Origin of the sequence: Pseudomonas sp. LFS074 (assembly GCF_047978165.1) — a bacterium.
GTDB lineage: Bacteria > Pseudomonadota > Gammaproteobacteria > Pseudomonadales > Pseudomonadaceae > Aquipseudomonas > Aquipseudomonas putida_P.
Genome location: NZ_JBFPFV010000001.1, coordinates 1814453 through 1836139, shown reverse-complemented (window position 1 = coordinate 1836139; position 21687 = coordinate 1814453). Strand labels below are relative to the sequence as shown.

Here is a 21687-nt window from a genome sequence, read left to right as displayed (position 1 = left end):
GGCGGGCATCGGCACGCAGTTGCTCGACCAGTTGGCTCATCTGCTCACTGGCGGCGCGATCCACGCCCTTCACCGCCTGGTCGCCTGCTACCGGGTCGCCACCTGCGGCAAGGAAGGCCTGCCGCCCCTGCGCATAGGCCTGGCCCAGCTGGCGGTGGCTGTCGCGCAATTGCTGTAGTGGCTCCTTGAGCCTGGCGTCGCTGCTGTCGATTAGTTGCCCGAGCAATTGTTGCACCTGCTGCTCGCGGGCCTGGAACTGCTGCCAGTACTTGTCCATCTCTGCCGGTTGGCGCCCGCGCAGCAGCACGTTCTTCCATTCCTGCACCTGGATCTTGAACTGCAGGTTGGCTTCGTCAATCAATTGCGAGGCCCGCAGCGGCCCGTCCACCAGCTCGGCGTAGCCACGCACGCTGGACGACAGAAACTGGAAACACACCAGGGCGATCAGCAGCATCGCCACCACGCTGCCGCCGAGCAGCGAGAGAATTTGCACTCTGAGGGATTTACGCAACATCGAGGGTCTCGGAACCAGAGGGGTAGGCTGAGGCCGCTGTACAGCCCCATTACTGGCAGGCCAAAAAAAGGCTGCCATCAAGCAATGGCAGCCAGGTCAAGCACTTACGCAACAGTTGAGGCAGATACTCTCAGGCAATTACTACAAAAATATTACAAAGCCGCGACAAGCTAACCGGTGGTGAACTGCAGCGCTGCCAGCCGCGCATACAGCGGGCTTTCCTCGATCAACTGACGGTGAGTGCCCACCGCCACTACCCGACCCTTGTCGATGACCGCGATGCGCTCGGCATGCTGCACCGTGGCCAGACGATGGGCGATCACCAGCGTGGTGCGCCCAGCCATCAGGCTGGGCAGCGCTTGCTGGATCAAGTGTTCGCTTTGCGCGTCAAGGGCACTGGTGGCTTCGTCCAGCAACAGGATCGGCGCATCGACCAGCAATGCCCGGGCAATCGCCAGGCGCTGACGCTGCCCGCCGGAAAGCCCTATGCCGCCTTCCCCTAGCGGTGTCTGGTAGCCCTGCGGCAGTTGTTGGATAAACGCGTCGGCGTGGGCACCGCGAGCTGCGGCTTCGACTTCAGCCAAGGTTGCCTCGGGCCGGCCATAACGGATGTTGGCCTCCACCGTGCCACGGAACAGCGACGGGTTTTGCGCCACCAGGGCGAACTGCCGGCGCAGTTGGTCAGGATCGAATTCGGTAAGCGCCTGGCCATCGAGCAGAATGCGCCCTTGCTGGGGGTCGTAGAAGCGCAGCAACAAATCGAACAGGGTCGACTTGCCTGCCCCCGAGGGGCCGACCAGCGCTACGGTCTGCCCGGGCTCGATGGCCAGGCTCAGGCCGTCCACTGCCGCCACCGTGGGCCGTGACGGGTAGGCGAACACCACCTGCTGCAGCTCGATACGCCCGCTGGCCCGCTGCTGTGGTTGCGCCTGTACCACGGCGGGCGGCAGGATCGCACTGTGCGCCGCCAACAGTTCGGCAATGCGCTCGGCCGCACCTGCGGCGCGCTGCAGCTCGCCAATCACTTCGCTGAGCGTACCGAAAGCGCTGCCGACGATCAGGCTGTAGAACACGAATGCAGCCAGTTCGCCTGCGGAAATACGCCCGGCGATCACATCCATGCCCCCGACCCACAGCATCACACCCACCGCCCCCAGCACCAGCACGATCACCAAGGTGATCAGCCAGGCACGCTGAGCAATTCGCTTGCGGGCCACAGTAAACGCCGCTTCGACTGTGCCGGCGAACAGTTCGCGGTCGTGCGCCTGGTGGTTGTAGGCCTGCACAGTCTTGATCTGCCCAAGCGTCTCGGCCACGTAGCTGCCTACATCGGCGACCCGGTCCTGGCTTTGCCGTGACAGGCTGCGCACCCGACGGCCGAACAGCAGAATCGGTGCCAGCACCAGCGGCAGGGCCACCACCACGATGCTGGTGAGCTTGGGGTTGGTGATGAACAGCAACACCACGCCGCCAATGACCATCAGCGCGTTGCGCAGGAACATCGACAGCGATGAACCGATGACCGATTGCAGCAGGGTGGTGTCCGCTGTCAGCCGTGACTGGATCTCGGAGCTGCGGTTGTCTTCGAAAAAACCTGGGTGCAGACCGATCAGGTGGTCGAACACGGCACGACGGATATCGGCCACGCAGCGCTCACCAATCCACGACACCAGGTAGAAACGGCTGAAGGTGCCCACTGCCAGGGCCAGCACCAGCACCAGGAATAGCCCGATGGTCTGGTTGAGCTGGTGCACGGAGCGCGTCATGAAGCCCTGGTCCACCAGCAAGCGGATACCCTGGCCCATGGACAACGTAATGGCGGCGGTAACCACCAAGGCCAGCAAGGCCAGCAGCACTTGCCGACGATAGGGGCGTACGAACTGCCAGGCCAGGCGCAAGGCACGGCGTTGACGTGGGGAAACCGATTCGGGCATGGCGACGACCACAATGCTGGGGAAACCGCAGACTACCATTCATCCCGAGCGGGGGAATGGCTTCAGGGTGCTATAACGCATTGGTCTAAGCAGATGATGGAGCTTTCACAGGGTTTCTGTTGGACTGTTGCTGCCGTGACACAGAAGCTGTCACAGGCCAGTCACGGCACAAGGCTACCCTGAGCTCGAACCTGAAGAGGAGACAGTGCATGAGCTTGCAGCATGGCAGTGACAACCAGAAGCCCCAGACCACTCAGCAATCACAGGTATGCGGTTCGATCATCGACGCCAAGGGACGTGAAGTGCCCATCACCGAGCAGATGATCCAGCAGGCCTGCAAGGCCCTGGAAGAAAGCCGGGTCGAGCGCGTACGCAAAGGTTGATCGGCGAATTTTTTGCAACCCGGCGCTTGCGCCGGGTTTTTATTGCTCGGCAAGGTCGCTTAGACCAACGCCCCACCCAAGGCACTGACCAGCTGCGCCAACTGCGGCGACTCCCCGCGCAAGCGCACTGCCAGCCCCTCGATTTCGCGCCGTGGCGGATAGTGCTTGCGCAACTGGTCGAACGCCGCTCGCTGTAACTGCGGGTCATCGCTCAGGCTACGACGGAAATCGGCATCGTCGCGGCGCGGGTCGTACACGGCGCGGCACAGGGTGGCCAGCGCCCAGGCCGGGTCGGTACTGGCATCCAGTTCGACCTGCGCCAGTGCTGGCCGGGGCAACAGGTCGGCCAGTTGCACCTGCTCGTCTACTCCCAGGAAGCGGCAAAGCGCCTGGTAGATCTGTGCCGTGCCACGTTGGCGACCATCGAGGCTGTAGCCGGCAATGTGTGGCGAAGCCAGGGTGCACAGGTCGGCCAGCTGCAAGTCGACCTGCGGTTCACCTTCCCACACATCCAGCACCGCATGCACGTCTTCGCGGTCCAGCAGCAGCTCGCGCAGGGCGATGTTGTCCACCACCGGGCCACGGCTGGCATTGACCAACCAGGCCCCAGGGCGCAACTGTGCCAGCTGCGCCGGCCCCAGCAGGTGCCAGGTGGGGTGTTCGCCGCCGCGCTGCAATGGGGTGTGCAGGCTGATCACATCACACTGCTGCACAATGGTTTCGAGGCTGACGTAGTCTCCACCCTCGGCGGCTTGGCGCAACGGGTCGCAGACCAGCACCTTCCAGCCCAGCCCGTGCAGTACCCGCACCAGGCGCCCCCCCACCTCTCCCGCGCCCACAACGCCGTAGACGCGTTCGGCCAGCGCTACGCCATCCAGCTCGGCCAGGGTCAGCAAACTGCCCAGCACGTAATCGACCACGCCCCGGGCATTGCAGCCCGGCGCGCTGCTCCAGGAGATACTGGCTTGGGCAAAGTAGTCCAGGTCCAGGTGATCGGTGCCGATAGTGCACGTGCCGACAAAGCGTACACGGCTGCCTTCGAGCAGTTGGCGGTCGACTTTGGTCACCGAGCGCACCAGCAGGATATCGGCGTCCTTGACGCTGGCGGCATCGAGGCTTCGGCCGGGGTAGCGGCGAATTTCACCGAAACCCTGGAAGAAGGCATCGAGCAGCGGGATGTTCTCGTCGGCAACTATCAGCATGGCGCTCTCCTGTCTGGGGAACGCAGTGTAGGCGGTACGCCGGGCTTGATCCAGAGCGATTCAGTCGGCTTTTTTGCGGATCCAGTACAGGAACGTGCCGGCGTCTTCTTGCTGCTGTAGCAGCTCATGGCCGAGGAAGTTGCAGAACTTGGGAATGTCGCGGCGTGTCGACGGGTCGGTGGCGATGACCTTGAGCAGGCCGCCGGCGGCCAGGTTACGCACGTGCTGGTGCAGCATCATCACAGGTTCCGGGCAGTTCAGGCCGGTGGCATCGAGGACGGCGTCGGGGGTGAAATCGGTCATGGGGGGCTCCGAAAATGATCGTTATTGTCGCGCATAGCGCGACGCGGTCCAAGCACCGCTTACGAATCGCGCTACGCGCCCGCTCTCCCTCGCCTCGCTCTTGATCTTGATCTTGATCTTGATCTTGATCTTGATCTTCGCGACTTCAGGAGGCCGAACGCAGGCCTTGCGGAGGGAGGTGACGGGCATGGATGCCCGTCAAGCGCTGGGCCCCAGGATGGGGCCTGCAGCGCGGTCCTCCCGGGAGCAAGGCCGGAGTGAGGGAACCCCGGAGCGCAGCGTAGGGGCCGGATGATGGGAGCGCAGCGTTTTTTGGTTACTTTTTGTCGCGTTTGACAAAAAGTGACTCGCCGTAAGGGCGAAAGGGTGAGTCAGTGTCGCCATCGCAAACGGACTGTTCGCTGAGTCAAAACAGTCAAAACTGCCTTGCTTCTTGCTTCTTGGATGTGGGCCTTCACACCGAGTAAACATTCATTCACTCAGGTGGCGCAAAGTCACCTTTCCGCCCTTACGGCGGGTCCCTTTTTGTCGTGGCAAAAAGGAACCAAAAACCGTCCGCTCCCATCATCCGGCCCCTGCGCTGCGCTCCGGGGTCCCCTCGCTCCGGGCTTGCTCCCGGGAGGACCGCGCTGCAGGCCCCATCCTGGGGCCCAGCGCTTGACGGGCATCCATGCCCGTCACCTCCCTCCGCAAGCCCTGCGCTCGGCCTCCTGAAGTCGCAACCTGCGTCGCCTGGACTATCGCGCGCTTAGAAGCAAAAGCCGAAGCAAGAGCAAAGAGCAAAGAGCAAAGAGCAAAGAGCAAAGAGCAAAGAGCTAGGCGCGCTGTGCTTAGCGCGGTTTCAAATCAAGCCGACGCAGGTGACAAGTCACTTCCTCCCGGTCGTGATACAGCTGCTTGCAAGCAATCGACACCCGAATTTTGCGTGCCTTGAACGTCGCCTCCATGCGGTCGAGCAGCCGCCGTACTTCGGCATAGCGCTGCTTCATCGGCAATTTCAAGTTGACCACCGCCTCGCGACACAGTCCCTCCCCCAGCCAGGTCTCGATCAGTGAGGTAGTACGCGCCGGCTTCTCGACGATGTCGCACACCATCCAGTCCACCGGCTGCTTCGGCTGCCAGGTGAACCCATCAGCCATCAGGTGCTGAACCAGCCCAGTATCCATCAGGCTTTCGGCCATCGGCCCGTTGTCGATCGCCGTCACCAACATGCCACGGCGCACCAGCTGATAGGTCCATCCCCCCGGCGAGGCCCCCAGGTCGACGCCGGTCATGTCATCACCCAGGCGCTGTTCCCACTGCTCACGCGGGATGAACTGATGCCAGGCTTCTTCCAGCTTGAGGGTCGAACGGCTAGGCGCCTCGCGGGGGAACTTCAGGCGCGGAATCCCCATGGGCCACAACGCGCTGTTGTTGGCTGGGGCAACACCGACAAAGACCCGCCGGCCACTGATGAAGCTGAGCAGCAAGCGCGGCCGACTGGCATCGTCGACCAGCCGGCCGGCCTTCTCCAGCGCCTTGCGCAACGGCACTTCGAACTTGCGGCAGAAGGTGGACAATTCCTTGCCTTCATTGCTGTCCAGCACCTCCAGCCACAGGCTGCCGAACACCGGGAAATCGGCCAGCTGCGACAGCAGCACACTGATGCGGTCAGTTTCCGGCAACTCGACAAAACCACCACGGGCCCACTGCCGCGGGAAAATCAGCTGGTTGAAGCGCAGCTCCCCCATCAACCGCTCGGCACCGCCCTCCTCGCTGCAGACAAACTCGGCGCTGGCACTTTGCGGCTTGCTTTTGGCATAGCCGGAAACACCCAGGCGGGCGGCATGTTCGCTGATTTCGGCGCAAACCTCACCCTCGAAACCGGGCCGGCAATGCATGAACAGGGTATTCATTTCTCACTCCACTACGGCTGGCGCACCACAGGCGCCGGCAGGGCGGCGATGATAAAGGAAGTTCGGAACCTGCGACATGCCCCGCCGGTCCAGAAAAGGGTCAGTTAGGCGAAACCGGTCTAACCTGACCATTCAGCCAGGTCCGTGCCGTGCGGACCGATATAGAGCGGTGCTACCGGCAAACCGTGAGTAGTTGCCGGGCACCGGTGCAGAAGGAGTTGGCAATGCCCTCGCTCGATAGCCTGAACACGCTCAAGCCCCTCAAGGTCGGTGACCAGACCTACCACTACTTTAGCCTCACCGAGGCCGCCCGCCAGCTGGGTGACCTGCAGCGCCTGCCCATGTCGCTGAAGGTGCTGCTGGAAAACCTGCTGCGCTGGGAGGACGGCCATACCGTCACCGGCGACGACCTGCGCGCCCTCGCCCAGTGGCTGGGCGAGCGGCGTTCCGACCGCGAAATCCAGTACCGCCCGGCGCGGGTGCTGATGCAGGACTTCACTGGTGTACCGGCCGTGGTCGACTTGGCCGCCATGCGCGCCGCCATGGCCAAGGCCGGTGGTGACCCACAACGGATCAACCCGCTGTCTCCGGTAGACCTGGTGATCGACCACTCGGTGATGGTCGACCGCTACGGCACGCCGCAAGCCTTCAGCGAAAACGTCGACATCGAAATGCAGCGCAATGGTGAGCGCTACGCCTTCCTGCGCTGGGGCCAGAGCGCCTTCGACAATTTCCGCGTGGTGCCACCGGGCACCGGCATCTGCCACCAGGTCAACCTGGAGTACCTGGGCCGCACAGTGTGGACCCGTGAGGCCGACGGCCGCACCTATGCCTTCCCCGACACCCTGGTCGGCACCGACTCGCACACCACCATGATCAACGGCTTGGGCGTGCTCGGCTGGGGGGTCGGTGGCATCGAGGCGGAGGCCGCCATGCTCGGCCAGCCGGTGTCGATGCTGATCCCCGAAGTCATCGGCTTCAAGCTGACCGGCAAGCTGCGCGAAGGCATCACTGCCACCGACCTGGTGCTGACGGTGACGCAGATGCTGCGCAAGAAGGGCGTGGTGGGCAAATTTGTCGAGTTCTACGGCGACGGCCTGGCTGAATTGCCCCTGGCCGACCGCGCGACCATTGCCAACATGGCCCCGGAATACGGCGCTACCTGTGGTTTCTTCCCGGTCGACCAGGTCACCCTGGACTACCTGCGCCTGTCGGGCCGCCCCGAAGCGACCGTACAGTTGGTCGAGCAGTACTGCAAGGCTCAAGGCATGTGGCGCTTGCCCGGCCAGGAGCCGTTGTTCAGCGACACGCTGGCACTGGACATGCACGAGGTCGAAGCCAGCCTGGCCGGGCCGAAACGGCCACAGGACCGCGTGGCACTGGGCCAGGTCAGCCAGGCCTTCGACCATTTCATCGAGCTGCAACCCAAACCACTGGCCAAAGAAGTTGGCCGCCTGGAAAGCGAAGGCGGCGGCGGTGTGGCAGTGGGCAACGCCGACCAGGCCGGTGAGATCGACTACAGCCATCAGGGCCAGACTCACACCCTGCGCGATGGCGCCGTGGTGATTGCCGCAATCACCTCGTGCACCAACACGTCGAACCCCAGCGTGATGATGGCTGCCGGGTTGGTGGCGAAAAAAGCGCTGGAAAAAGGCCTGCAACGCAAGCCCTGGGTCAAGAGCTCGCTGGCGCCGGGCTCCAAGGTTGTCACCGACTACTTCAAGGCAGCCGGGCTCACGCCTTACCTCGACCAGCTTGGTTTCGACCTGGTCGGTTATGGCTGCACCACCTGCATCGGCAACTCCGGCCCGCTGGACGAAGCGATCGAGAAGGCCATCGGCAGCGCCGACCTCACCGTGGCCTCGGTGCTATCGGGCAACCGCAATTTCGAGGGCCGCGTGCACCCCCTGGTCAAGACCAACTGGCTGGCTTCGCCGCCGCTGGTCGTGGCCTATGCGCTGGCCGGTAGCGTACGCATGGACCTCACCCGTGATCCGCTGGGCACCGGCAAAGACGGCCAACCTGTGTACCTGCGCGATATCTGGCCCAGCCAGCAGGAAATTGCCGAAGCAGTGGCCAAGGTCGACACGGCAATGTTCCACAAGGAATACGCCGAAGTGTTCGCAGGTGATGCGCAGTGGCAGGCCATCGAGGTGCCACAGGCCGCCACCTACGTGTGGCAGGCTGACTCCACCTACATCCAGCACCCGCCGTTCTTCGACGGCATCGGCGGGCCGCCACCAGCCATCGCCGACATCCACGGCGCGCGGGTGCTGGCACTGCTGGGCGACTCGATGACCACCGACCACATCTCCCCCGCTGGCAACATCAAGGCCGACAGCCCGGCCGGGCGCTACCTGCGCGAACAAGGCGTAGAACCACGCGACTTCAACTCCTACGGCTCGCGGCGTGGCAACCACGAGGTGATGATGCGTGGCACCTTCGCCAACATCCGTATCCGCAACGAAATGCTGGGGGGGGAAGAAGGCGGCAACACCTTGCACGTGCCCACTGGCGAGAAGTTGTCGATCTATGATGCGGCCATGCGTTACCAGCAGGAAGGCACCCCGCTGGTGGTGATCGCCGGCCAGGAATACGGCACCGGCTCGAGCCGCGACTGGGCAGCCAAGGGTACCAACCTGCTGGGTGTCAAAGCCGTGCTCGCAGAAAGCTTCGAGCGTATTCATCGCTCCAACCTGGTCGGCATGGGCGTGCTGCCTCTGCAATTCAAGGCCGGGAACGACCGCAAGCAGCTGGGGCTCACCGGCAAGGAGCAAATCGATGTGCTGGGTTTGAACGGCGCGCAGATTCGCCCGGGCATGAGCTTGCCCTTGCGCATCACCCGCGAGGATGGCCAGCAGGAACAGATCGACGTGTTGTGCCGGATCGATACCCTGAATGAAGTGGAGTATTTCAGGGCCGGGGGCATTCTGCATTATGTGTTGCGTCAGCTGATTGCTGGCTGAGGTGCCTGGCTGAAGATATGCAGCGCCTGTGAAATCGAGCGCCGCCCGCGCGGCGCTCGATTTCACAGGCGCCATAGCTCCAACGACGCTCCATTAAATAATCATTCAATAAAACCAGCCGCTTGCCGATAACCGTCCAAAGCCCTGCGGACTATCAACCCATGCGTAACAACCAGCCGATTACCCAGAGAGAACGGACTTTCCCTGCCCAGCAGCGGTTGATCTCCACCACCAACGCCAAGGGCGTGATCACCTACTGCAACGATGCCTTCATCGAAATCAGCGGTTTCACCCGCGAAGAGCTGACGGGCGCGCCGCACAACCTGGTACGCCACCCCGACGTGCCGGCTGCAGTGTTTGCCCACATGTGGCAAACCCTCAAGCAGGGCCAGCCATGGATGGGTATCGTCAAGAACCGCTGCAAGTCTGGCGACCATTACTGGGTCAACGCCTACGTCACACCCATCTTCGATAACAACCAAGTTGTCGGCTTCGAGTCGGTGCGAGTCAAACCCACCGCCGAGCAGATCCGTCGCGCCGAAGGCCTGTACCAGCGCATCAACCAGGGCAAGCCGGCCGTACCTCGCAGGGACAAGTGGCTGCCAGTGCTGCAGGACTGGCTGCCGTTCATCCTCATCAGCCAGGTAGGCTTCCTGATCGGCAACTGGCTGGGCCATTCCTGGGGCTTTGCCCTGGCTGCCGGGCTATCCGTGCCCTTGGGCCTGCTCGGCCTGAGCTGGCAGCAACGCGGCCTCAAGCGCCTGTTGCGTCTGGCCGAACAGACCACTTCCGACCCGCTGATCGCACAGATGTACACCGACAGCCGTGGCGTGCAGGCGCGCCTGGAAATGGCCATGCTCAGCCAGGATGCCCGCATGAAAACCTGCCTGACCCGCCTGCAGGACAGTGCCGAGCACCTCAGCGACCAGGCGCGTCAGTCCGATGCCCTGGCGCACAAGAGCTCCTCGGGGCTGGAACGCCAGCGAGTGGAGACCGAGCAGGTTGCCGCTGCGGTAAACCAGATGGCCGCCACCACTCAGGAAGTAGCCAACCACGTGCAGCGTACTGCCGACGCCACCCAGGAAGCCAACCGCCTGACCAGCCAGGGCCGGCAGATTGCCGGGGAAACCCGCGAGGCCATTGAACGCCTGTCGGCGGCGGTGGGCGAAACCGGCCAGACGGTGACGCAACTGGCCAAGGACAGCGATGAAATTGGTGGCGTGGTCGACGTGATCAAGGGTATCGCCGACCAGACCAACCTGCTGGCGCTGAATGCGGCCATCGAAGCGGCGCGTGCCGGTGAAATGGGCCGCGGCTTTGCCGTGGTAGCCGATGAAGTGCGCCAGCTGGCCCAGCGCACCGCCGAATCCACCGGGCAGATCCACGGCCTGATCGCCAAGTTGCAACAAACCGCCAGCAATGCCGTGCTGACCATGGAAACCGGCCACCGCCAGGCGCAGGAAGGTGTCGACCGGGTGATGCAGGCTGACGAAGCATTGGTGGGGATCAGCGAAGCGGTGGCCAACATCACCGACATGGCCACCCAGATTGCCGCAGCGACCGAGGAGCAGACCGCAGTGGCTGACGAAATCAGCCGCAACATCAGCACCATTGCCGAACTGGCCGACCAGACCGCCGAGCAGGCGCAGCACTCGGCACTGCTTAGCGAGGAACTGACCAGCACGGCAGGGAGCCAGTATTCGTTGGTGGAGCGGTTCAACCGCTGATTGCAGCAGGCTTGCGCCGTCCCTGTAGGAACGCCCTTTCGCGACACAAGGCTGCCTGCAGGGACCGCGTAAGCCCGGCTTGCTGCATTACCAGTCCAACTGCAAGCGGCTTTCGAAAAAGCGCTCTTCGCCGCTTAGCGGGTCGTCGAAACGCAAGCTGTGCGCCAACAGTTTCAGCGGTCGCTGATAGTCATCTTCTTCGTTGCGCAACTGCGGATAGAAAGGGTCGTTGCTGATCCCCGCCCCCAACGCTGCCATGTGCACGCGTAGCTGATGGGTCTTGCCTGTCACTGGCGACAAGCCATAGCGCCACAGCTCACCGTTCTTTTCCAGCACTTGGGCCAGGGTTTCACTGTTGGCCTCGCCCTCAACTTCGTGCATGCGAAAAAACGGCTCGCCATGCACCAGGCGGCTTTTGTGCACAAGTGGAAATGCATGCTGCGGCAGGGCAGCGGCAATGGCCTGGTAGCGCTTGTCGATACGCCGCTCGGGGAACAGTCGCTGGTAGGCGCTGCGGCTTTGCGGGTTGGCGGAAAACAGCACAAGCCCTGCGGTGTGCCGGTCAATGCGGTGCAACGGCACCAAATGTGGGTTGCCCAGACGACGGATCAGTCGGCGCAGCAAGGTCTGCTCGACGTACTCACCCGTCGGCGTCACCGGTAGGAAATGCGGTTTGTCGGCCACCACCAAGTGCTCGTCCACATGCAGCACCACCTCCTGCACCGGGATTGGCCGTTCGTTCGGCACTTCGCGGAAGTAGTGCAAACGCATGCCACGCTTGTAAGGCAGCTCGGCGGAAACCGCCTGCCCCTCGGCATTCAACACCCGGCCACGGGCAAAGCGGTCAAGCCACTGGGCGCGGTCGATGGCCTTGAAATGGTCACACAAGCAATCGAGCACTGTCGCCCAATTACCGGGTGGCAGGCACACCGTGCTGGCTTGCTGGCGGGCGGGGTCGAAAGGCGTGGTCATGGCAAGGCTCGTAACGTTCACGGCCGCGCATTATCGCCCAAGCCCGCGCCCTCAACCAGCCTCGGCCACTGCCTCGCTGCGTTCCTTCAGCCAGCGCAGCACCTGCACAGGTTCCCAGCGGCCAGGGTCATAGAGGGCATAGAGCAACCCCTGGTAGCCCACCACATCCAGCCCACGGTGGTAACCGGCACGCTGGAACAAGGCCTCGATCTCGGCGAAGCAGGTATTGAAGTGGACCTTGCCGAACGGCGTGCGGTCGTCGGTCACCAGGCCTTCGAGGCGCAGTTCCAGAACGGCGTCGGCCACCCGCTCCACGGGCATGCGGTTGACGCTGTACTTGAGTTGCTCGACGTTGAGCATGGCTTCACCTCAATACTGTATTTATATACAGCATACGAACATACCCTTGCTGCCGTCAATGCGCTTCATTGCAGCCCCGCCAGGTAGCCGCTCCCTTTGCGTATGGTCAGCACCTGTCTACGCGGCGTGTCTCGCGTCACTGACAGATGCACCCACTTGTCGAATTCCAGAATGAGTTGATCGAAGGGCACGCCACTTTCGCTGATCCGCCGCACGGTCTCACGCGGGCTGACCTCGACCACCGTGAAGTCCGCCGCCAGCCCTTGCACATGCTGGCTGCTCACGGCACCGCCGATCAGCCGGTTGACCTTTTCACTGCGATAGCCGCTGCTGACAATGATGGGCGCGTCGAACAGTGCACGTACCTGTTCCAGCGCACAGCACAGCAACAGCAGGTTGGCCCTGGCTTCAGGGGGTGGGGTGTTATCGAATCCGTCCCTGGCGGCGAGCTGGGAAACGGTCATTTCATCGAAGGTGAAATGGGGAGTGATCAACATGGCGAGCGATTCCGATGATGGAGAAGGTCTGGGCGCCAGTGCGCCGGAACCTGATCATCAGCTCGCTTCACAGACCATGGAGCAGGGTTGCAACTCCTCTGCGGCCTTCATTGCCCAAGAAAGGCCACCACCTGTTCGGCATCGAACGGCCAGTGCAACTCGGCGCTGTTGTCGCAGCGCCGCAGCACCGGAATGATCAAGCCATAGCGCTCGAACAAGGACTCGCTCTCGGCGATGTCGACCAGTTCCACCAGCAGGCCGTGATCGACGAAAGGCATCAGCACAGCCTCGGCCACTTCGCACAGGTGGCAGCCGAGGGTGCCGAACAGTTGGCATTCAGGCAGCATGGAGCAGATCCCGGTTTGGCATGCAGAGAAACCTATTCTAGGTCTGTCGCGCCCGTCATGCACCTGACCTGGCTCAATCCTGGCTGGTGGCGCCAATACGGTGCAACGACAAGTCCGCGCCCTGGAACTCCTGCTCATGGCTCAAGCGCAGGCCGTGCAGCGCACGAATTGCCCCGTACACGGCAAAGCCACCGACCAAGGCCACCAGCACGCCCATCAGGCTGCCCAGCAGTTGGCTGACCAGGCTGACACCCCCCATGCCGCCCAACGCCACCTGGCCGAAGATGCCGCAGGCAATGCCACCCCACACACCGCACAAGCCGTGCAATGGCCACACGCCGAGTACGTCGTCGATCTTCCAGCGGTTCTGCGCTGCGGTGAAGGTCCAGACGAACAGCGCACCCGCCACCAGGCCCGTGGCCAGTGCGCCAATCGGGTGCATCAGGTCGGAGCCGGCGCAAATTGCCACCAGCCCGGCCAGCGGCCCGTTGTGCAGGAAGCCCGGGTCGTTGCGCCCGGCCAGCAGGGCCGACAGTGTGCCGCCGACCATGGCCATCAGCGAGTTGATCGCCACCAGGCCGCTGACACCCTGCAAGGTCTGGGCGCTCATGACGTTGAAGCCGAACCAGCCGATGATCAGGATCCACGAGCCCAGTGCCAGGAAAGGAATGCTCGACGGCGCAAACGCCACCAGCCGCCCATCGCGGTAGCGCCCACGGCGCGCACCCAGCAACAGCACCGCCGCCAGCGCCAGCCAGCCGCCCATGGCATGCACCACCACAGAGCCGGCAAAGTCATGGAACGGCGCGCCGAAGCGTGCTTGCAGCCAGGCCTGCACGCCCAGGTTACCGTTCCATACCACACCCTCGAAGAACGGGTAGACGAACGCCACGATCAACGCCGTGGCACACAGCTGCGGAACGAAGCGCGCCCGCTCGGCGATACCACCCGAGATGATCGCCGGGATCGCCGCCGCGAAGGTGAGCAGGAAGAAGCACTTGACCAGCGCATAGCCATGGTCGGCAGCCAGGGTCGCCGCTGGCTGGAGGAAGTTGACCCCATAAGCGATCCAGTAGCCTATAAAGAAGTACACCAGCGCTGAAATGGCAAAGTCGCTGAGGATCTTCGACAAGGCGTTGACCTGGTTCTTGTGGCGCACCGTGCCCACTTCGAGGAACGCGAAGCCGGCATGCATGGCCAGCACCAGAATGGCGCCCATGAGTATGAACAGGGTGTTGGAACCGTGGACCAGGGAGTCCATCGCGCTGTGCATGTTTTCCATGAAATAGGCAGACCTGCTGAAAAGGCACCAGGACAGTTCAAGAACCTGCATCCCTGCACCGAATCGGTGCCAGCCCCCTGCCCTGCTTCGGTGAGCCGGGCGAAGCCTGCGTGGTTTTTTCTTGGGTTTGTCGTGGATTGGGTTAAGGTTTATCGGTATTCGCTGCGTATGGCGCCCTGAAACGGCGCAAAACCCGCCAGAGGCGCCCCGCAACGTGGCAAAGGCTTAGCAAGGCCCATACCAGCACCGGCACTTGAACCTTCCACGCGTGCTGTTACTCGAACTACCAACACTCATCGACAGGGAGAGACCCATGGCCAGCAAATCGGCAAAGACTGCACAAGAGATATTGATGGCTGACTTCCAGGCCTTGGTGCGCGACACCGAGAAGCTGCTGGCGGACACCGCCAACCTGGCCGGAGACCAGGCCGACGAATTGCGCGAACAGATTCACGACCGTCTGGCCCAGGCCCGCGAAACCCTGCAACTGACCCAGGACTCGGTGCGTGATCGCGGCCAGGCGGCGCTGGGCAGCGCCGAGCAGTACGTACAGGAAAACCCGTGGCAGGCGATCGGCATCGCGGCCGGCGTCGGCCTGTTGATCGGCCTGCTGGCCAACCGGCGCTAAGGGGTTCCCATGGAGAATGAAGCCAACGCTTCCGGCGCCTCGGGCAGGCGCCTGGGCGCGGCCGCGCTGGGACTGCTGCACAGCCACATCGAGCTGTTCGGCATCGAGCTGCAGGAGCAGAAAGGCCGGACCTTGCGCCTGCTGCTGTTCGCCGGGCTGGGCCTGGTGTTCGCCCTGCTGCTGCTGACCGCACTGTCCGGGCTGCTGCTGGTGCTGCTGTGGGACAGCTATCGACTGGCCGGGATCATCGGCCTGTGCGTGTTCTATGGCATTGCTGCGCTGTACTGCGGTGTACGCCTTAAGGCGGCGGTGTTCGACGAGTCATCGCCCTTCGGCGCCACCCTCGAAGAACTTGCCAAGGACCGGGAGCGCCTGTTGCCATGAGCCTGCCAGAACTGCCGAACACGCGTAACCCGCGAGAACTGCGCAAGGCGCTGTTGCGCCTGCGCATGGAGATGCACCGCCAGGAAATTCGCCACGAGTCCGGGCAGTTGCTTGAGCCGCTGCGCCGCGTACGCGGCATGGGCAGCTCGCTGCAAGATGGCCTGGGAATCAAGCATGCGCCCCTGTGGGGCATCGGCGCCGTGGTAGCGCTGGGCTTCCTCACGGGTAAAGGCGTGCGCAGCGGCAACCTGACGCGCCTGGTACGGTTGGGCACCAGCCTGCTGCCGCTGGTACGCCTGTACCTGCAAGGCAACCGCCGCCCCTGAACACGCGCGCAGCCTGCAGGAGCTGCCTTGTGCTGCCCCTACAGGCTATGCTGCTGGCTTCGAACGACCGGAGACCGCGCCTTGGACTGGCACACCCTGCTTACCCGCGAACGCCTGGGCAAAGCCCTGTACAGCGCCGATGAACTCGGGCGCAGCCCCTTCCACAAAGACCACGACCGCATCATCTTCTCTGGTGCCTTTCGCCGCCTCGGGCGCAAGACCCAGGTGCACCCGGTTTCCAGCAACGACCATATCCACACGCGCCTGACCCATTCGCTGGAAGTCAGCTGCGTGGGTCGCTCGCTGGGCATGCGCGTCGGCGAAACCCTGCGCGACAGCCTGCCGGACTGGTGCGCCCCCAGTGACCTGGGGATGATCGTGCAGTCGGCCTGCCTGGCCCACGACATCGGCAACCCGCCCTTCGGCCACTCCGGCGAAGACGCCATTCGCCACTGGTTCCAGCAGGCCGCCGGGCGTGGCTGGCTGGACGACATGAGCGACGACGAGCGAGCCGACTTCCTCAACTTCGAAGGCAACGCCCAAGGCTTTCGCGTGCTCACCCAACTGGAGTATCACCAGTTCGACGGGGGCACCCGGCTGACCTATGCCACCCTCGGCACCTACCTCAAGTACCCCTGGAGCGCCCGCCATGCCGACGCCCTGGGCTACAAGAAGCACAAGTTCGGCAGCTACCAGAGCGAACTACCCCTGCTCGAGCAGATAGCCCGCAAGCTCGGCCTGCCCCAACTGGAGCACCAGCGCTGGGCGCGCCACCCACTGGTTTACCTGATGGAAGCTGCCGATGACATCTGTTACGCGCTGATCGACCTGGAAGACGGCCTGGAAATGGAGCTGCTGCAATACGCCGAAGTCGAAGCGCTGTTGCTCGACCTGGTCGGCGAAGACCTGCCGGAAACCTACCGCCAGCTCGGCCCGCGCGACTCCCGCAGACGCAAGCTGGCAATCCTGCGCGGCAAGGCCATCGAACACCTGACCAACGCCGCCGCCCACGCCTTCGTCGAACAGCAGCAGGCGTTGCTGGCCGGGCGACTGCCGGGTGACCTGGTCGAGCATATGCACGGCCCGGCCAAGCGCTGCGTGCTGCAGGCCAAGGACATGGCACGCAACAAAATCTTCCAGGACAAGCGTAAGACCCTGCACGAAATCGGCGCCTACACCACCCTGGAAATACTGCTGAACACCTTCTGCGGTGCGGCACTCGAACAGCACGGAGGGCGCACGCCATCGTTCAAGAGCCGCCGGGTGCTGGACCTGATCGGCAACAACGCACCAGACCCGCACGCCTCGTTGCACAGCGCCTTCCTGCGCATGATCGACTTTATCGCCGGCATGACCGACAGCTACGCCAGTGAAATGGCGCGGGAAATGACCGGGCGCTCCAGCCCGACCTGAACCACGTCGGTGCAGCCTGGGCTCGGCCCAGCGCTGCTCCGCGTGTTGCAGGAAACTTCCTACGCATGCTGGCTGAAAACTAAACACCACGTATAAATATCAATGAAAAGTTACTAAGTGCGCTTTGACATTGCGTTAAGCATGCCTATTTCGTAGCCCGTTTTGTTTTATCTTGTAAGCCATTTCCCATATGGCGCTAACAGCCCTTCCTCCCATGCCAGACGACTTCCAACTGCGATAAGGTGCCACCTGTCACCGTCAATCGACCGCAGGGAAGTTGAACATGCACTCCATATTTATTGTTGACGACCACCCGGTCATCCGCCTGGCCGTCCGTATGCTGCTGGAAAACCAGAACTACAAAATTGTCGGCGAGTCGGACAATGGCGTAGACGCCATGCAGATGATCCGCGAGAGCAACCCCGATCTGGTCATCCTCGACATCAGCATTCCCAAGCTAGACGGCCTGGAGGTGCTTTCCCGGTTTCAGTCCATGGCCCTGCCCTTGAAGGTGCTGGTATTGACTGCACAATCCCCGGCATTGTTTGCCGTACGCTGCATGCACTCGGGTGCCGCAGGTTACGTGTGCAAGCAGGAAGACCTGAGTGAACTGCTCAGTGCTATCAAAGCCGTACTGGCCGGTTATAACTATTTCCCCAGCCAGGCCATTAAGCACAACCAGGTGATCGATACCGACTTGCAACTTTTTCGCCAGGTAAATGACCGTGAATTGATGGTACTGCAACTTTTCGCTCAAGGCCGCAGCAACAAGGAAATTGCCAAGGGCATGTTTCTCAGCAGCAAGACCGTCAGCACCTACAAGAAGCGCCTCATGCACAAGCTACAGGTCAACACGCTGGTCGACTTGATCGAAATGGCCAAGCGCAATGCGCTGGTCTGAGAGTGGTCATGACCTGCGCGCTCGCCCGCCTGTTGCTCGCGCTGCTGCTGTTCAGCGGTGGGACACAGGCTGCCCATCTTGAAGCCTCGTCCTTTACGTTGCTGGCACGCACATCGTCCGCCCCGGCTCAGCCCCGGCTCACGACCGAACAACGGCAATGGCTGGAAGGTCGTCAGGAACTGGTGCTGGGTACCTCGGCCCCCGACTATCCGCCGTTTGACATCACCAGTGGCGGCCATGATTACCAGGGCCTGACCGCCGACTACGCCAGCCTGATCGGCAAAGCCCTGCAGTTGCCGGTACGGGTGCTGCGCTTCTCCAGCCGACAGGCTGCGGTAGAGGCGCTCAGAAACGGCGATATCGACCTGCTGGGCAGTGCCAATGGGTACGAGGCGGACAATGACGCCCTGGCGCTGTCACACCCCTATGCCATCGATCAACCGGTACTGGTAACGCGTGAAGACGAAAACTGGGCGCTGGACCTGGACCTGACCGGCATGCGCCTGGGCATGCTCTACCACTACCTGCCCAGACAGGAAGTGCTCAGCGCCTACCCCAAGGCAGAGCTGCTGGCCTTTGGTTCTTCCAGCCAGGCATTGAACGCCGTGGCGTTCGGCCAGGCCGACGTGTTCATCGGTGACACCATCTCCACGCACTACCTGCTCAACCGCGGCCACCTGCCACGTCTGCGCATGGCCAACTTCAGCAAGCATGAGGCCATCGGCTTCGGCTTTGCCCTGCGCCAGCAGGATACCCTGCTGTTGGAACTGGTGAACGCCGTCCTCGACAACCAGCCCCCAGCCCTGCGCGCCAGCATCTTCAAACGCTGGAGCGCCGGCAGCGACCTGCTGTTGACCGACCGCAACCTGCAGTTGAGCGAAAGCGAGGAACAATGGTTGCAGGATCACCCGGTGATGCGTGTGGTCATCGACGACACAGCTGCCCCGCTATCCTATTTCGACGACGCGGGGCATTTTCGCGGCATCACCGCCGACCTGCTGGAGCTCATTCGCCTGCGCACTGGTTTGCGTTTCGAAGTACAGCGCGCCAGCGGCATCGCCGACATGATCGCTCGCCTGAAGGATGGCCGGGCGGATGTGATTGCTGCATTGGCTACCACGGAGGTGGGCGAGGACAACCTCCAACTAAGCCGTCCCTACCTGGAAAGCACCTATGTGCTGGTCAGTTGCAAGGACAATCCGGCCTTCAATTCGCTGGATCAACTGCAAGGTCATCGCATCGCCATCGCCCGCTACAGCGCCATGGACGCCATGCTGTCGCGGCACTATCCGCAGGTCGGCTGGGTCGAGACCGAAAGCGCGTTCTACTCGATGGCGTTACTCAACAGCGGTGCCGTAGATGCGGTGATCACCACCCTGATAGATGCTAACCACGCCTTGGCCAGCAACCCCGAACTGGTGATCCGCACCTCGATCGGTAGCGAACCGGCCAATTTCGCGATGGCCACCACTGCCCAGTCACCTGCGTTGGTGTCGATCCTCGACAAGGCCCTGCTGAGCATCTCACCGGAGGAGCTGGGGGTAATCAACAACCGCTGGAGCGGCTTTGGCCGACATGAAGATAACAACGTCAGGGACTATAGCCAGCTTGCCCTGCAGGTGGTGCTGGGCACGGCCCTGCTTCTGCTGCTGGCCTTGCTCTGGAACGCTCGCCTGCGCCTGCAGATTCGCCAGCGTCAGCATGCCGAGCGTGCGCTGAACGACCAGCTGGCATTCATGCGTGCCCTGCTTAACGGCACCCCCCACCCGATGTATGTGCGTGACCGCGAGGGGTGCCTGAAAAGTTGTAACTACAGCTACCTCGAAGCCGTGCAGGCCAGCTCTGATCAGGTTATCGGCAAACAGCTGGACTGCAGCCTGTTCGCCGATAGCGAGCAGACTCGGCAGATCCAGGCTGATCACCTGGAAGTCATGGCCGCGGGCTCACCGCTGATCAAGGACCGTCCACTACGGATCAAGGGTCGGGAACTGACCATCTACCACTGGATCTTGCCGTACCGCGACTCCCTGGGTGAAGTGCAGGGCATCATCGGCGGCTGGATAGACATCAGCGATCGCCGCCAACTGGTCATGGATCTGCGCCAGGCCAAGCAGCAGGCGGACGATGCCAACCGCGCCAAAAGCACGTTTCTGGCCACCATCAGCCACGAAATTCGCACCCCGATGAACGCCGTCATCGGCATGCTCGAGCTGGCAGTCAAGCGTGCCGACCAGGGCCGGGTGGACCGCAGCGCGCTGGAACTGGCACACCATTCGGCCAAGGACCTGCTGGGCCTGATCGGCGATATTCTGGATATCGTACGGATCGAGTCCGGGCACTTGTCCCTGGCCCCGGAGGCGGTCGACCTGGCGGCCTTGATCGAATCGGTGGGGCGCATTTTCGATGGCCAGGCGCGGCAAAAAGGCCTGGTCCTGGAAGTGATGATCGCGCCGGCCGCACGTTGCCACGTTCTGCTTGACCCCCTGCGCTTCAAGCAGGTGCTGTCCAACCTGGTGAGCAACGCCATCAAGTTCACCGAGCACGGCCAGGTGCGTATTTGCGTCGACCTGCTGAACGAGGGCGCTGACACGCCAGCAACGCTGGAGCTTGAAGTGCGCGACAGTGGCATCGGCATCCACGCCGACGACCTGCAGCGCCTGTTCAACCCGTTCATTCAGGCCAACCCGCACAGCCAGGGCGCCCGTGCAGGTACCGGGCTGGGCCTGGCCATCTGCCGCAACCTGTGCGACATGATGGGCGCCAACCTGTCCATCAAGAGCCTGGAAGATGTCGGCACCCAGGTGCGGCTGAAGATGCCATTGCTACGGGTCGATGGCGCCGTGCTGCCGGCACCGTTGCCCGAGCACCTCGATGTCCCCGACCCACGGCTGAACGTGCTGGTGATCGATGATCACCCGGCCAACCTGCAGCTGATGGCGCAACAGCTTGCCTACCTGGGCCTGGAACACAGCAGCGCCCGCGATGGCCGCGAGGGCCTGGCCACCTGGCGAGCGGGCGAATTCGATGTCGTGGTACTCGACTGCAACATGCCGCACATGAACGGTTACCAACTGGCGACGGCCGTGCGCACCGAAGAACGCCATGGCAAGCGGCCACGCTGCACCATCCTTGGCTACACCGCCAACGCACAGCCGGAAGTACGCCGCAAGTGCCTGAGCGCAGGCATGGACGACTGCCTGCTCAAGCCCATCAGCCTGAGCACCCTCAGCCAGCGACTGGCGGGTATTCGCCCTCGCCGCCAACACCGCCCCCGACGCAAGCTGTACCAGCTGGACGGCCTGGCCGCCGTGGTAGGGCCTGACCCACTCGAGCGCCAGCGCTTCCTGCTGGCCTTGCAGCAGAGCCTGCAGGCCGACCTCGCCAGCTTGATGATGCTGCATCCGCAACATGACAGCGGCGCGATCACCGAGCACGCCCACAAGGTGCTGAGCGCCGCGCGCATGCTGAAAGCCCCTTACCTGATGGCGGCCTGCGAAGCGCTTGAAGCCGCTGGTTTGCCCACTGCCCAGGTGCGCTTGCGGCGCCAGGCACTGGCACGGCATATGTGCCGCGTGGAACGTGCGCTGACCAAGGAGTTGGCCACAAGCACAGATACTCAGGCAGGCAGCCAAGCGTGTTAACTGGTAGACTGC

The 21687-nt window shown here is 62.9% G+C and carries 18 protein-coding genes; 9 read left to right on the top strand and 9 right to left on the bottom strand.

All coding sequences use genetic code 11. The features are described from left to right. Positions 1-684: 684 nt before the first annotated feature. The gene (locus tag ACNQP3_RS08435) at positions 685-2448 is read right to left on the bottom strand and encodes an ABC transporter transmembrane domain-containing protein (protein WP_264316929.1); all 1764 of its coding nucleotides are present in this window, start codon (positions 2446-2448) and stop codon (positions 685-687) included. 209 nt (positions 2449-2657) lie between these two features. Here ACNQP3_RS08435 and ACNQP3_RS08430 point away from each other — a divergent pair, with 209 nt between their 5' ends. After that, a complete protein-coding gene (locus tag ACNQP3_RS08430) occupies positions 2658-2831 on the top strand; it encodes a PA1571 family protein (protein WP_176729473.1) in 174 nt (57 codons plus the stop codon). Between the two features lie 59 nt (positions 2832-2890). Here ACNQP3_RS08430 and pdxB read toward each other — a convergent pair whose 3' ends face one another. The 3 genes from pdxB to rlmM all read right to left on the bottom strand — a co-directional run bounded on the left by pdxB (position 2891) and on the right by rlmM (position 6231). Further along, positions 2891-4033: a 4-phosphoerythronate dehydrogenase PdxB gene (gene pdxB / locus ACNQP3_RS08425; RefSeq protein ID WP_012271323.1), complete on the bottom strand. Its 1143-nt coding sequence runs from the start codon at positions 4031-4033 to the stop codon at positions 2891-2893. A gap of 60 nt (positions 4034-4093) precedes the next feature. Next, positions 4094-4336, bottom strand: a complete 243-nt coding sequence (gene tusA / locus ACNQP3_RS08420) for a sulfurtransferase TusA (RefSeq protein ID WP_012271322.1) — start codon at positions 4334-4336, stop codon at positions 4094-4096. An 830-nt stretch (positions 4337-5166) separates the two neighbouring features. Then, the gene (gene rlmM / locus ACNQP3_RS08415) at positions 5167-6231 is read right to left on the bottom strand and encodes a 23S rRNA (cytidine(2498)-2'-O)-methyltransferase RlmM (RefSeq protein ID WP_012271321.1); all 1065 of its coding nucleotides are present in this window, start codon (positions 6229-6231) and stop codon (positions 5167-5169) included. A gap of 224 nt (positions 6232-6455) precedes the next feature. Between rlmM and acnA the strand changes: the two genes are divergently transcribed. After that, positions 6456-9197, top strand: a complete 2742-nt coding sequence (gene acnA / locus ACNQP3_RS08410; protein ID WP_264316928.1) for an aconitate hydratase AcnA — start codon at positions 6456-6458, stop codon at positions 9195-9197. Positions 9198-9358: 161 nt separating this feature from the next. After that, the gene (locus ACNQP3_RS08405) at positions 9359-10924 is read left to right on the top strand and encodes a methyl-accepting chemotaxis protein (RefSeq protein WP_012271319.1); all 1566 of its coding nucleotides are present in this window, start codon (positions 9359-9361) and stop codon (positions 10922-10924) included. An 87-nt stretch (positions 10925-11011) separates the two neighbouring features. Here the strand turns inward: ACNQP3_RS08405 and ACNQP3_RS08400 are convergent, their stop codons facing one another. The 5 genes from ACNQP3_RS08400 to ACNQP3_RS08380 form a co-directional block, all read right to left on the bottom strand. Then, positions 11012-11896 carry a pseudouridine synthase gene (locus ACNQP3_RS08400; RefSeq protein WP_060515649.1) on the bottom strand — a complete coding sequence of 295 codons (885 nt, stop codon included), beginning with the start codon at positions 11894-11896 and terminating at the stop codon, positions 11012-11014. Positions 11897-11947: 51 nt separating this feature from the next. Next, a complete protein-coding gene (locus tag ACNQP3_RS08395) occupies positions 11948-12256 on the bottom strand; it encodes a hypothetical protein (RefSeq protein ID WP_012271317.1) in 309 nt (102 codons plus the stop codon). Positions 12257-12321: 65 nt separating this feature from the next. After that, a complete protein-coding gene (locus ACNQP3_RS08390) occupies positions 12322-12753 on the bottom strand; it encodes a D-Ala-D-Ala carboxypeptidase family metallohydrolase (RefSeq protein ID WP_264316927.1) in 432 nt (143 codons plus the stop codon). A gap of 107 nt (positions 12754-12860) precedes the next feature. Continuing rightward, the gene (locus ACNQP3_RS08385; protein WP_012271315.1) at positions 12861-13100 is read right to left on the bottom strand and encodes a glutaredoxin family protein; all 240 of its coding nucleotides are present in this window, start codon (positions 13098-13100) and stop codon (positions 12861-12863) included. A 73-nt stretch (positions 13101-13173) separates the two neighbouring features. Beyond that, positions 13174-14382 (bottom strand): ammonium transporter, encoded by a 1209-nt coding sequence (locus tag ACNQP3_RS08380; protein ID WP_012271314.1) that lies wholly within the window; start codon positions 14380-14382, stop codon positions 13174-13176. Between the two features lie 313 nt (positions 14383-14695). Here ACNQP3_RS08380 and ACNQP3_RS08375 point away from each other — a divergent pair, with 313 nt between their 5' ends. The 6 genes from ACNQP3_RS08375 (at position 14696) to ACNQP3_RS08350 (ending at position 21675) form a co-directional block, all read left to right on the top strand. Continuing rightward, the gene (locus tag ACNQP3_RS08375) at positions 14696-15010 is read left to right on the top strand and encodes a DUF883 family protein (protein WP_012271313.1); all 315 of its coding nucleotides are present in this window, start codon (positions 14696-14698) and stop codon (positions 15008-15010) included. Between the two features lie 9 nt (positions 15011-15019). Beyond that, the gene (locus ACNQP3_RS08370) at positions 15020-15394 is read left to right on the top strand and encodes a phage holin family protein (RefSeq protein ID WP_012271312.1); all 375 of its coding nucleotides are present in this window, start codon (positions 15020-15022) and stop codon (positions 15392-15394) included. Continuing rightward, positions 15391-15720, top strand: coding sequence for a hypothetical protein (locus ACNQP3_RS08365; RefSeq protein WP_012271311.1), 330 nt, complete (start codon positions 15391-15393; stop codon positions 15718-15720). The genes ACNQP3_RS08370 and ACNQP3_RS08365 overlap by 4 nt, the downstream gene beginning before the upstream one ends. An 81-nt stretch (positions 15721-15801) precedes the next feature. Then, positions 15802-17133, top strand: coding sequence for a deoxyguanosinetriphosphate triphosphohydrolase (locus tag ACNQP3_RS08360; protein WP_041166433.1), 1332 nt, complete (start codon positions 15802-15804; stop codon positions 17131-17133). Positions 17134-17416: 283 nt separating this feature from the next. Next, positions 17417-18034: a response regulator transcription factor gene (locus tag ACNQP3_RS08355; RefSeq protein WP_012271309.1), complete on the top strand. Its 618-nt coding sequence runs from the start codon at positions 17417-17419 to the stop codon at positions 18032-18034. 8 nt (positions 18035-18042) lie between these two features. Beyond that, complete coding sequence (locus ACNQP3_RS08350; RefSeq protein ID WP_069943376.1) at positions 18043-21675, top strand: transporter substrate-binding domain-containing protein; 3633 nt, start codon at positions 18043-18045, stop codon at positions 21673-21675. The last annotated feature ends 12 nt before the right edge of the window (positions 21676-21687 follow it).

Excerpts from the sequence above, each read along its gene's own strand:
- ACNQP3_RS08435 (WP_264316929.1), bottom strand. The coding sequence starts at position 2,448 with ATGCCCGAATCGGTTTCCCCACGTCAACGCCGTGCCTTGCGCCTGGCC.
- ACNQP3_RS08430 (WP_176729473.1), top strand. The coding sequence starts at position 2,658 with ATGAGCTTGCAGCATGGCAGTGACAACCAGAAGCCCCAGACCACTCAG.
- pdxB (WP_012271323.1), bottom strand. The coding sequence starts at position 4,033 with ATGCTGATAGTTGCCGACGAGAACATCCCGCTGCTCGATGCCTTCTTC.
- tusA (WP_012271322.1), bottom strand. The coding sequence starts at position 4,336 with ATGACCGATTTCACCCCCGACGCCGTCCTCGATGCCACCGGCCTGAAC.
- rlmM (WP_012271321.1), bottom strand. The coding sequence starts at position 6,231 with ATGAATACCCTGTTCATGCATTGCCGGCCCGGTTTCGAGGGTGAGGTT.
- acnA (WP_264316928.1), top strand. The coding sequence starts at position 6,456 with ATGCCCTCGCTCGATAGCCTGAACACGCTCAAGCCCCTCAAGGTCGGT.
- ACNQP3_RS08405 (WP_012271319.1), top strand. The coding sequence starts at position 9,359 with ATGCGTAACAACCAGCCGATTACCCAGAGAGAACGGACTTTCCCTGCC.
- ACNQP3_RS08400 (WP_060515649.1), bottom strand. The coding sequence starts at position 11,896 with ATGACCACGCCTTTCGACCCCGCCCGCCAGCAAGCCAGCACGGTGTGC.
- ACNQP3_RS08395 (WP_012271317.1), bottom strand. The coding sequence starts at position 12,256 with ATGCTCAACGTCGAGCAACTCAAGTACAGCGTCAACCGCATGCCCGTG.
- ACNQP3_RS08390 (WP_264316927.1), bottom strand. The coding sequence starts at position 12,753 with ATGTTGATCACTCCCCATTTCACCTTCGATGAAATGACCGTTTCCCAG.
- ACNQP3_RS08385 (WP_012271315.1), bottom strand. The coding sequence starts at position 13,100 with ATGCTGCCTGAATGCCAACTGTTCGGCACCCTCGGCTGCCACCTGTGC.
- ACNQP3_RS08380 (WP_012271314.1), bottom strand. The coding sequence starts at position 14,382 with ATGGAAAACATGCACAGCGCGATGGACTCCCTGGTCCACGGTTCCAAC.
- ACNQP3_RS08375 (WP_012271313.1), top strand. The coding sequence starts at position 14,696 with ATGGCCAGCAAATCGGCAAAGACTGCACAAGAGATATTGATGGCTGAC.
- ACNQP3_RS08370 (WP_012271312.1), top strand. The coding sequence starts at position 15,020 with ATGGAGAATGAAGCCAACGCTTCCGGCGCCTCGGGCAGGCGCCTGGGC.
- ACNQP3_RS08365 (WP_012271311.1), top strand. The coding sequence starts at position 15,391 with ATGAGCCTGCCAGAACTGCCGAACACGCGTAACCCGCGAGAACTGCGC.
- ACNQP3_RS08355 (WP_012271309.1), top strand. The coding sequence starts at position 17,417 with ATGCACTCCATATTTATTGTTGACGACCACCCGGTCATCCGCCTGGCC.
- ACNQP3_RS08350 (WP_069943376.1), top strand. The coding sequence starts at position 18,043 with ATGACCTGCGCGCTCGCCCGCCTGTTGCTCGCGCTGCTGCTGTTCAGC.